The sequence below is a fragment of the Acinetobacter sp. YH12255 genome, assembly GCF_013417355.1.
Taxonomy (GTDB): domain Bacteria; phylum Pseudomonadota; class Gammaproteobacteria; order Pseudomonadales; family Moraxellaceae; genus Acinetobacter; species Acinetobacter pseudolwoffii.
In genome coordinates, this window is record NZ_VPEC01000033.1 from 16,989 (window position 1) to 27,532 (window position 10,544).

The 10,544-nt window shown below is 40.1% G+C and carries 14 protein-coding genes; 8 read left to right on the forward strand and 6 right to left on the reverse strand.

Features of this window, described 5'->3' with window-relative positions; all coding sequences use genetic code 11:
- Positions 1-9: 9 nt before the first annotated feature.
- On the forward strand, positions 10-498 hold the full coding sequence (locus tag FTV30_RS12440) for a hypothetical protein (protein ID WP_005096834.1): 489 nt from the start codon (positions 10-12) through the stop codon (positions 496-498).
- 112 nt (positions 499-610) lie between these two features.
- Here FTV30_RS12440 and FTV30_RS12445 read toward each other — a convergent pair whose 3' ends face one another.
- From FTV30_RS12445 to tusD, 4 genes are read right to left on the reverse strand one after another with little or no spacing between them, the layout of a single operon-like run.
- Positions 611-922: a TusE/DsrC/DsvC family sulfur relay protein gene (locus FTV30_RS12445; protein WP_180001705.1), complete on the reverse strand. Its 312-nt coding sequence runs from the start codon at positions 920-922 to the stop codon at positions 611-613.
- A gap of 14 nt (positions 923-936) precedes the next feature.
- The gene (locus tag FTV30_RS12450) at positions 937-1,221 is read right to left on the reverse strand and encodes a DsrH/TusB family sulfur metabolism protein (RefSeq protein ID WP_180001706.1); all 285 of its coding nucleotides are present in this window, start codon (positions 1,219-1,221) and stop codon (positions 937-939) included.
- A gap of 19 nt (positions 1,222-1,240) precedes the next feature.
- A complete protein-coding gene (locus FTV30_RS12455; RefSeq protein WP_074382816.1) occupies positions 1,241-1,591 on the reverse strand; it encodes a hypothetical protein in 351 nt (116 codons plus the stop codon).
- A 44-nt stretch (positions 1,592-1,635) separates the two neighbouring features.
- Complete coding sequence (tusD, locus tag FTV30_RS12460) at positions 1,636-2,004, reverse strand: sulfurtransferase complex subunit TusD (RefSeq protein WP_005096839.1); 369 nt, start codon at positions 2,002-2,004, stop codon at positions 1,636-1,638.
- A 71-nt stretch (positions 2,005-2,075) separates the two neighbouring features.
- On the opposite strand from tusD, the gene FTV30_RS12465 reads away from it, so the two are divergent.
- The 7 genes from FTV30_RS12465 (at position 2,076) to FTV30_RS12495 (ending at position 8,781) form a co-directional block, all read left to right on the forward strand.
- Positions 2,076-3,086 (forward strand): NAD-dependent epimerase/dehydratase family protein, encoded by a 1,011-nt coding sequence (locus tag FTV30_RS12465; protein ID WP_074382815.1) that lies wholly within the window; start codon positions 2,076-2,078, stop codon positions 3,084-3,086.
- Positions 3,087-3,221: 135 nt separating this feature from the next.
- Positions 3,222-4,616 carry a class II fumarate hydratase gene (fumC, locus tag FTV30_RS12470; protein ID WP_180001707.1) on the forward strand — a complete coding sequence of 465 codons (1,395 nt, stop codon included), beginning with the start codon at positions 3,222-3,224 and terminating at the stop codon, positions 4,614-4,616.
- A gap of 126 nt (positions 4,617-4,742) precedes the next feature.
- Entirely contained in the window at positions 4,743-5,234 is a 492-nt protein-coding gene (locus FTV30_RS12475) for a hypothetical protein (RefSeq protein ID WP_100328659.1), read from the forward strand.
- Positions 5,235-5,674: 440 nt separating this feature from the next.
- A complete protein-coding gene (locus tag FTV30_RS12480) occupies positions 5,675-6,277 on the forward strand; it encodes a nitroreductase family protein (RefSeq protein ID WP_100328658.1) in 603 nt (200 codons plus the stop codon).
- A 128-nt stretch (positions 6,278-6,405) separates the two neighbouring features.
- The gene (locus FTV30_RS12485) at positions 6,406-6,768 is read left to right on the forward strand and encodes a hypothetical protein (RefSeq protein WP_005171032.1); all 363 of its coding nucleotides are present in this window, start codon (positions 6,406-6,408) and stop codon (positions 6,766-6,768) included.
- Positions 6,769-7,137, forward strand: coding sequence for a hypothetical protein (locus FTV30_RS12490; protein ID WP_005171030.1), 369 nt, complete (start codon positions 6,769-6,771; stop codon positions 7,135-7,137).
- A gap of 882 nt (positions 7,138-8,019) precedes the next feature.
- Positions 8,020-8,781 (forward strand): alpha/beta fold hydrolase, encoded by a 762-nt coding sequence (locus FTV30_RS12495; RefSeq protein WP_180001708.1) that lies wholly within the window; start codon positions 8,020-8,022, stop codon positions 8,779-8,781.
- Positions 8,782-8,788: 7 nt separating this feature from the next.
- On the opposite strand, the gene FTV30_RS16355 is transcribed toward FTV30_RS12495, so the two are convergent.
- Both FTV30_RS16355 and FTV30_RS12510 read right to left on the reverse strand, forming a co-directional pair.
- Positions 8,789-9,322 carry a M15 family metallopeptidase gene (locus tag FTV30_RS16355; RefSeq protein WP_373683718.1) on the reverse strand — a complete coding sequence of 178 codons (534 nt, stop codon included), beginning with the start codon at positions 9,320-9,322 and terminating at the stop codon, positions 8,789-8,791.
- A 123-nt stretch (positions 9,323-9,445) separates the two neighbouring features.
- Positions 9,446-10,544: ISNCY family transposase (locus tag FTV30_RS12510; protein ID WP_180001709.1), on the reverse strand; the 1,099-nt coding region annotated here is incomplete at its 5' end.

Here is a 10,544-nt window from a genome sequence, read left to right on the forward strand (position 1 = left end):
GAGATCAAGATGAAAGATAAGACCGTTCTTTTATATCTCATCATCGGATTACTCTTGTTCGGCATTTTGGTGGCTATTGCTTACCAGATACGACAAGACATCTATCGGACTGATTTTGCCAATCAAGTCCAAGCCCATCGTGATCAGGTTGCCCGACTTGAAAAATCACCCAGCTATATGTCTCTGAGTTTTAAGAGCAATAGCCAAAATACACAGGCTGAACCAAATAATGTAGCTACAAAGCAAAGCCTATTGTTAAAGCAACAACAACAGTTATATCTAGACTTTGCTCAAATCATCAGTGCTTTAGGTCAGGGGCAACAACCAGATCCTAGACAGGTCAGTTTGCTGGTTAGTCTACAGCAGACGCTGGTAGAAGCTAAACTGGTGACTCGAGACGAGGCGAAAGCACAAATTGAGTTTCTGCTGAAAGTTCTGCCAGAAATGGATCATGAATTGCATCGGGCTTTGCGAACCTTAGAACAAACCCGAAGTTGACGAATTCAAGCCACGAATATCTTTTATTATTTTAGATGTGAAAATTGCTTTCATAAAAAAGCCCAAATGAGAATTCAGGCATTTAGATATAAGTATTGAAGACAGCGTACTTTTATAAACAATTTGCAGGCTTGGGTACGCCGGCCAAACGGCTTAAATGCCGCGCGACCAGACCCGTATTAAACTTTTCCTGAAGCATGGCATTGTTGATGTCAGCACTGACAGTTTTCATTAAAAATTTAATCAGTGGGCGTGTTGCTGGTGAATGACCAAACTGCTGATAGAATTGACGTACCGCTTGCAGAATTTCAAAATGCCAAGGAGTTAAGCTCAGTTCCAGGTTATTGGCCAGGACTTGCGCGACTTCTTCATTCCAAATGGTGTAATCGATCAGATGACCATCTTGATCCAGTTCTAAATTCATATTTAACTCATTGATTATTTCATTGAAATACAGCGATTAAACCCGAGGCAAAGATCGGCAAAATCGGCAAAATCGAGAAGCTTGACCTGATCCGGCAAAGGCTGTGTCAAAAGCTCTGCATCATTTTCCAGCATGTAAATTTGCGGCAAATTTTGTAGAAATGAATGCTCCAGCTGTAATACGGCTTCACCCATCAGTACGATCTGATCACCTGGGGTATAAATTTGAGCGAGTTGTTCCAGAATCTGCGCCGTTACCGCATAGTTCGATTGGATCAGATAAAGTGTGTGATTTGACATTTTATATATCCTTTATTCCTTACCAATACAGCACATGATCAAAGCCTTGAATAAACGCTGGGCTTAGCTCAATAAATTCAATCTCTTGTTCGTTCTGAGCCACAAAGGGCGAGTTCTGGTTTTTCTGTTCAATCAGAATTGGAGTGAGGTCATAAAACTCAAAACTGTCGACCATATTCGATGCCAGTTTAAAGGCATGTTGTAACTGATCAAATTGCAGTTCTGAGCGTAGAAGACTAAGGCCTGCACCTTGTAGCAGAACTTTCACTTCCGCACCAAATGTCGCCAAAACCATGGTCGCAGACAGGCTTTCATGCACTTGCAGGCTGGTCAGATTGGCTTGGGTTAATATAACAAGTACAGATTTCACACAAGATTCCTTGGAAAAGCAACACATTCTAAAAAATGGAACATCTAGAATTGAATCAGACGTTGTGAGGATTGAACAGCATCGGCAAGTTCACCTAAACCGACCAATTCAAAGGCATCCGCCAGATTATGCTGCTGAATATTGTGACGTTGAGCATTGTCCTGATCTGTAATCCCTCGCGCCAGTGCTGCACTTACACAGACCGGTAGGCGAATATTGAGTGCTTGCCAGGCATGTGTAAGATGACGTTGATCGTCGGGCACCCATTGCAGTGCATTTGCGACCGACACGCCGTCCTGATAAAAGAATACGCGGAATTCTTGGTTTTTGTTGTGTAATGCCTGCGCCAAACCAAGGGCATGCCAGGCATAAATAGAAGTTGGTGCGGAGGTAACAAGAATTAAGGTGCTCATCGAAATTCACTACAGGCTTGATCAATAGCAACAGCTTGATCTGGGCTTCATCAGAAAGTAGGTAGTATACAATGATTTTAGTGACGGGTGGATTAGGCTTTTTAGGCTCACATATTGCTTTAAGTCTGTTAGCACAAGGATTAGAGGTCATTGTGGTCGATAATTTGGCCAATGCCAACTTGCAGACGCTGGAGCGACTTGAATATATTTCCGGGATGTATGTGCCTTTTATCAAAATTGATATTCGCAATACGCCTGCATTAAACAAAGTATTTGAACAGCATTCGATTCAGGCTGTAGTACATGCTGCCAGTTTTAAGTCGCTAGAAGAATCAGTATTAAAACCCCTTGAATATTATAATGATAATGTCAGCTGTATTATGAGCTTAATGCGCGCCATGCAACGTACCGGCGTACGGCATCTGGTGCATTTATCCAGTCTGGCAGTCTATGGACAATCCGGTACGGATCTCAATGAAGATCTACCTTTTAACTATACTTATCCCAATCCCTATATTAAATCGCAACAGATGGTTGAGGAAATTATTCGGGATACTGTCAAAACAGATAACGAGTGGCGCATTGCCATCTTAAGACTATCTAATATTAGCGGCGCCTTCGAGCATGGTGTCCTAGGCGAGGCGGTGCCACCTTTACCGAAAAATATTGTGCCTTTGGCAATGCAGGTCGCTGCGCAGCAGCGCGAATATCTGGAATTACGCCGTCAGGCTTATACTGCGGATGGAACAGTAGAGCGGAGTTTTCTGCATGTGGCAGACAGTTGTGATGCGGTGATTAAATCCTTGCAGTGGCTATGGCAACAACAGGAATTAAAATGTGAAGCCTTCAATATTGCTGGAACGCTCATTTCGATACAGGATTTGTTGGATCAACTGGCAGAAGTGACCCAGTCTGCAATTAGAACAGTCGATGCCTTGCCTTATCCTCATGCAGAGCTTGACCAGCTAGGCGCGAATATTGAAAAGGCACAGCAGATTTTGCATTGGCAACCGCAGCGTTCACTGAAAAAGATGCTTGAGGATGAATGGCTATTTTATCAAAATATACTGAGAGGACAGTAAATTAGATAAGTAAAAAATATTTGATAATAATTATCATTTACATATTTAATATAATCGATTACTTTTAATCAATCTAGCAAAGTATCGTGATAGATGCTTTTAAAATCAGCGATATGTAAAAAATTGAGGTTGAACATGCAAACACGTATTGAACATGACACCATGGGCGAAGTGGCTGTGCCGAGTGAGGCTTTATGGGGCGCTCAGACCCAGCGTAGCTTGCAAAACTTCAAGATCGGCAATGAACGCTTGCCACGGGCAATGATTGGTGCAATGGGACTGGTAAAAAAAGCTGCAGCCTTGACCAATGCTAAACTGGATCAGATTCCTCAAGAGCTGTCGGGCTATATTGTGGATGCAGCAGATGAGGTGATTAGCGGGCAGTGGGATAGCCAGTTTCCACTGGTGGTCTGGCAAACCGGTTCAGGCACGCAAAGTAATATGAACTGTAATGAGGTGATAGCCAATATTGCCAATCAAAAATTGGGCAATCATTTAGGTGCGCAAAAACCGGTTCATCCAAATGATCATGTCAACCGTGCCCAATCGACCAATGACTCTTTCCCGACTGCGATTCATGTCGCAGCGAGTTTGCAGATTAATCAACTTCTTATTCCAGCGCTTACCCGTCTACGTGATACCTTGCATGCAAAATCTTTAGCCTTTGCCGATATTGTCAAAATTGGCCGGACGCATTTACAGGATGCGACACCTTTAACCCTAGGTCAGGAATTTAGTGGTTATGTATCCCAACTTGATCATGGCTTGATTCGCTTACAGCAAGCTTTACTGGGTTTGTATGAATTGCCATTGGGCGGGACGGCTGTTGGTACAGGTCTAAATGCCCATCCTGATTATGCAGTTCAGGCCGCAGAAACACTGGAGAAGCTGACAGGTCTACCATTTGTCACTGCTCCGAATAAATTTGAAGCTTTGGCCGGCCGTGATGCTGCGGTATTTGCTTCAGGCGCATTAAAAACCCTTGCAGTCAGCCTAAATAAAATTGCCAACGATATTCGTTGGTTAGCCAGTGGGCCTCGTTGTGGATTTGGTGAACTGCGTATTCCTGAAAATGAGCCAGGTTCAAGCATTATGCCGGGTAAGGTCAATCCGACGCAAAGTGAAGCCATGACCATGGTGGTGGCGCAAGTGCTTGGAAATGACACCACGATTAATGTGGCAGGTGCATCGGGTAACTTTGAGCTGAATGTGTTTATGCCTGTGATTGCCTATAACTTACTGCAATCCATCCAGCTCTTGGGTGATGCCTGCAATAGTTTTAATGATCACTGCGCCGTCGGTATTGAGCCGAATCATGAGAAAATTGAACATTTCTTGCATGACTCATTAATGCTAGTCACTGCATTGAACCCGGTGATTGGTTATGAGAATGCAGCCAAGGTTGCGAAAACGGCCTATAAAGAAGCTAAAACCTTAAAACAGGTGGCTGTTGAGCTTGGCCTGGTGACAGCAGAGCAGTTCGATGAGGTGGTAAGACCTGAAAATATGGTTTCGCCGAATGCCAAATAAAGCTGTTAATGCTTTTATTTTCAATCTTTAAGCCTGTTTTATCATGGAATCGTCAGCAGTGGTTTTTATCTCGTGCAGAGTTGCGTACAATAGCACGAGATGAGATTAACCACTGATGATTGTTTTATGCTTGATATTTATTTAACAGATGTTCAAAGAAAGGTGCAATTCAAGGATTATCCAGGTGAGCATCCTGTTAAATTTATTCTGAATTTTAAAAAGATTTTTCCGAGCGTCATGGAACTTCTTTTACCTGTTCTACCGGATGATGAAAATCTGGAAGAAATGTCTTGGGAATCGACCAGTAGTGATTTTGAGACCTTCCAGATGTTGTTAACCGGTTGGGGCATTATCGAACTGCGCTTAAAGGCGATCACCCAGTTTAAAGATAAGGCATTTGCCGATCGTTTGGTTAAACAGGCCCAGCAGAAACGCAGAGACTATCAAAAACAGCAGGCGAAATTGACGACTGTTGAGCTTGATTATCTGTTTATGCATGAAATGCATGCGCTGATTGATGCAGAACTGGTCGAGCTGGGTGAGAAATTCTATTTACCAACATTGCGTGAGCTGTGGAAAAGTAAAGTTACTTCTCAAGTCTTGAATGCAAAATTTTAATTTAAGTTTAGAGTTTTGATTGAACAAATTAGTCCTCCAGTTTTGGGGGATTAATTTTGTGGGAGAAATAAGATTTCCTTCTTAAAAGTATGATTTCTAGAAATAGCCTAAGCAATAAGGGATTTTCAATAAATCAGTATTTACTTTAATTATTTATAAAAATTTATCAGCAATAGGGTGTGATCAATCACTATTTCTGTTCAGATACTCCTATAACGCCAGTAAGTTTAACAATTGTTCAAAAAATAGATAAATCAAACCATTTTTATCTTAAAATATATAAAAATATCAAATAAATAGCTTGGTAATTCAGGTCATTATTTTTTAAGGTAGATGGACTTTATGCTTAAATAAAGTAAAAGCTAAATTGATTAGCTTTCCTTCACAAAAATAGTTGAAGGTTCAAATTTTCCCGATGATATATCCCAGGATTTTAGAAAATGTCGAATCAGTTTTTAGATTTAATTACTAAACGCCGTACTATTTATGCTATTGGCAAGAATGTAGAACAATCTCCTGAGTATTTAAGCGATTTGATTCAAACTGCGATCAAGCAAAGCCCATCGTCTTTTAATTCCCAGTCTTCACGCGCCGTGATTTTATTCAATTCAGAACATGAAAAGTTTTGGGGTATCGTTGCAGATAAATTAACAAGCTATGCCAAAGACGAAGAGAGCGCTGCAAAAACAACTGCTAAAATGGACAGCTTTGCTGCTGGTGTAGGCACCGTACTATTTTTTGAAGATCAAACCGTAGTACAAGCTTTGCAGCAACAATTTCCGTCTTATGCTGATAATTTTCCAATCTGGGCAGAACATTCTACGGCAATTGCGCAATTTGCAACGTGGACAGCACTACATACAGAAGGTTTGGGCGCATCCTTGCAGCATTATAATCCGATTGTAGATGAGCAGGTACATGCTGAGTGGGAGATTCCAGCCAACTGGAAGCTTCGCGCACAGCTGGTCTTTGGTTCAATAGAAGGTGAACCGCGTGACAAAGATTATCTTGCAGACGAAGAGCGTTTTAAAATCTTCAAATAAGCTTTGATTTATATCTGCTCTTAAAACTGGTTAAGAGCAGATATTTTAAGATCTCGATGAAATCTGCATCAGCATCGCTAAAATTCAGTTAAAATAGCGTGCGAATGCAAATGAATGAGTAATATAGAATGTCGAAAAACACGCAAAACCTGTCACCTTTACAAGAACTGATTGCAGAGCAAAAACTACTCTGTGAAGAAGTAGGCTCAGCTTATGTTGAAGTCACGGGTGATGATGTTGTTGCTGTGGCCGTACATACCTTAAAGCAGGATCCGATAGTTGGTATTCGTAAAAAGCCTGAGACAGCGGAAAATATCAGCTGGTATATTTATGGCGGAGAACCTTCAAGTGAAGATGCTTTTGAAACGATGACCGTACGTGAATTACAGGACATCGCACCAGAAGTATTACCATATCTTGCTCTGGAAACAGGTTTTCGTTTCATGATTGATGCCGATGATTATGAAGATGTCTGGAAAGAAGAAATCTAAATGCTAAAAAAATCATCTTTCATTTGTGCAGGATTGTTATTCTTACTGAATAGCATGGTCTTTGCAGAACCACTTTCACAAAGTGCGTATGACCAGTTTATTTTAGAACAGACTAAAATCGTCAATGAAACCAAGCACATTTTAGATGAAGATGATCCAAAGGCCGATGCCAAAACCCAACGTCAGGCTTTTTGTAATCGACTGAAAGCCTATCAGGACATTCAAAAAGTTTCTGAAGAAAATAACAGTCTGGATATGGCGCCCATGATGGCTATGGTCGCCAAAAGTTTTCTTGATCGACAGGATCAGAGCCTGAGTAAATCAGGAATGACCACCACCGTATTCTGTAAAAATAGGGATGTTGAATAGGGCGAGTGGTACTTCTTCTCATCACGCATTAATGAAAATAAAGAGAATATTATTATTTTAATCTTGGCTGGATTTTGACCAAAAAATATCATCTTAAATAAGATGCATCTATCTGTAGGGTTTTTTGTAAAGTTAAACTAAAGTATAAACATGATTGTTACTCATTATCCCGGGGATATATCCGGGAAATAAGAAAATTGATAACTATAATTTAATAATTAAACTTTAATATTTTTCTAAGCTTTGTCGAGAGATCTTTTAATACTGCATAATATTGTTGCTTGATCATGTCACACATAAGCATTATAGAAATGACTTCATAACGAATAGCGTGAATTTTGTCTTCATACATAAATGAATGGTATTCCAAGCAGGGTAGTGAAGTTATATCTTATATTTATGCTACAAAACTAATCCTGTTGTATTTATAAAATAGCCTAAGTATTTTATATATTTTAGCAGCAGATCTCGCTGTTAATTTATTACATGCTCTAAAACGAAAAAAGAGTGTATTTACAAATTTCTGTTATACAAAATAATGGGCTAACTTTGAAAAAGTAGTGGAAGGGTAATCTATTTGTTCTAGTATCATCCTTATTCTGAAATTAAAAATAAAATATGGGTGCGATTTCTCTTAATCCCAAGGCTATTTTAAAAATGTATTAGATCGTCTTTTATATTGATGGGGCATTTTTCTTTAATTCAAATTAATAATTAAGCTTTGAACACTTTTAATCTGATGATGAATTTAGCCTAAGCAAAATTGATCAATCTGCTATAAATAGCCTAAGCAAATTTTTTATTTTAAAAATTTGGCAATTGATTAATTTTCAATATCAACCCACTATTAACATTTAAATCAAGAAATCACGGAATTCTCAAATGATCCTTAACTATCAATTACACCATCATGAAACTTCAACAGTATCTCCAATGCTCTTTATTCATGGTTTATTTGGTAGTTTGAGTAATTTAGGAGTATTGGCTCGACATTTTTCTGAACAGAGAACCGTGATCCAAATTGATGTGCGTAATCATGGTCTTTCTGGTCATAGCTCTGATATTAACTATCAGCTCATGGCAGAAGATGTATTGGAAACTTTATCCAGTTTAAATGTTCATAAGTTTGTCGTTGTTGGACATTCTATGGGTGGGAAAATTGCTATGAAACTGGCAGATTTAGCTCGTGAACAGACTGAAAAACTCATCGTGCTTGATATTACACCGATCCAATATCATGAAAGTCATCATGCTGAAATTTTTAAAGCCTTATTTGCAGTACAGCAAGCAAATGTTGCTTCACGACTGGAAGCAGCAAAAATTATGCGTAAATATATTCATGAAGAAATGGTGATTCAATTTTTATTAAAATCCTTTAATAAAGGGCAGTGGCTGTTTAATGTTCAGGCTTTATTTGATCATTATCCAGATATTATGGCTTGGGAAAAGGTCGAAAAAATTAATCGGCCAGCCTTATTTCTGCGTGGTGGTGATTCTTTTTATATCTCAAAACCAGAACATTTTGCAGCAATTAATGAACAGTTTTCTCAGGCAAAAATTGAAGTTATTGAAAATACCGGTCATTGGCTACATGGTGAAAAACCAGATGAAGTCATTAAATACATGCAAGCATTCCTTAATTAAGTAATATTTACGGATGTAATGTATGTACCTGTAATTGACCTTCATGGATCAGTTGATGCGCCATCTCAGCAGTTTTCTTTAAACCGGGCATACGATATTCAGTATGTCCGAAATCTTTAATGGATTTCCAGCGGCCGCCCCAGGTCAAACCCACCGATTCAGCGACCTGACCATATAATTCATAACCGCGCATGGCCCAAGGATCACGTTCTGTAATGACTACTTTGCCATGCCGTTTAAAGGCAATATCTGCAGCCAATCCAAATGCCAAGGTAGGTCCAAATCCCAGCAGATGTTCGGAAATAATGGAAAGACATTTTGATTTTAATAAATCATCATGGCGATGATGGCCCGGTTGACCACGGCTGGCATGCGCCATACCTGAAACACCATCTTGATTGAGCTTCTGTAATAACCGGGTAATTTGACGGGTTGAAAGATTAAGGATTTCAGCAGCACGGACTTGTGTAATACGATGATCTCGAACGTCTTGCAGAACAGCAAGACGTTGAATTTCTTTGTCAGACATAGTGATCAGCACCTATATTTCATATCCAGTCCATGATGTTTAAACCATCATAAACTAGACATTTTGAATGGTGAGTAACAAGACTGTGTTATTCCCAAGTAGAAATGTCCTACCTAATAACCAAATAGAAATGTCCTATATGGACATTTCCAAGTCAAGCACAGGATTCAGATTTCGTTGTTGAATTGCTGTTTTCTGTGCACGTCTGCTTGGCATCTTTTGAGAACGATTGCGTTTGTTTTGTTGTTCCAGTTCTTCATGCTGTTGTTGGATATGATTCAGAACAGCACCCAACCGTTTATTCTCAACAATCTCTCGCTGGTTGAGCTGACTTAATTTATCGAAGATGCTGTAATTGATCTTCCGGCCTTCATGCATGATGGCTACAGTACCATCCGGGTATTCTAGAAACTCAAGATATTTACCAATCAGCCTCTGGTTTTCTTCTGTACTCTCCAGGAGATATACACATTTATCATAAGTAATGGTCAGGCTATTGGTGACTCTACGTGGCTCTCGCCAGGTAAAAATATCATCTAATTGCTCAGCTGTTTCGGTGGCAGAGCGGTGTAAGTTCTTAGGATTAAAGGCCATCTTTGCAAACTTGAGATTGAACTGCTCAATAAAGCAGGGTAACCACTTATTCGCATCTGCAATCGAACTGATACCTTCCAGGCGCATCTCCTTAATCAGACGGTCCTGAAGGGTTCTGTTGGCCCGTTCCACCCGTCCTTTGGCCTGAGGGGAGTTAGCGAAGATGATATCGATATTGAGGGTACTGAGTACGCGTCCAAACTGGGTAATCTTGCTGTCTTTCTTGCTGCTTTGATTCACCCTAAAGACTGAATGTTTGTCGCTGTAAAACGCTAAAGGCTTACCATGCTGTTCAACATACAAGCGTGTCGAAATCATATAGTCAAAGGCTGATTCTGATTCACAGAAGCGTAAATGCTGCAATTTGCCTGTGGCATCATCGATAAAGACTAGCAGACAGCATTTAGCGGCTCTTCCTTCAAACCAGTCATGGTGTGAGCCATCGATTTGTACCAGTTCACCATAACAATCTCGGTTATATCGAGGCTGATATGGGCGTTTCAGGCACTTGGAGCGAGGAATCCATAAATCGGCTGCAATCATCCAGCAACGCAGGGTTTCCACTGAAAGATCGAATCCATGAACGGTAGTGAGCTTTTCATGCGCTAAAGTGGGTCCGAAACCATGGAGTTGATCCGAA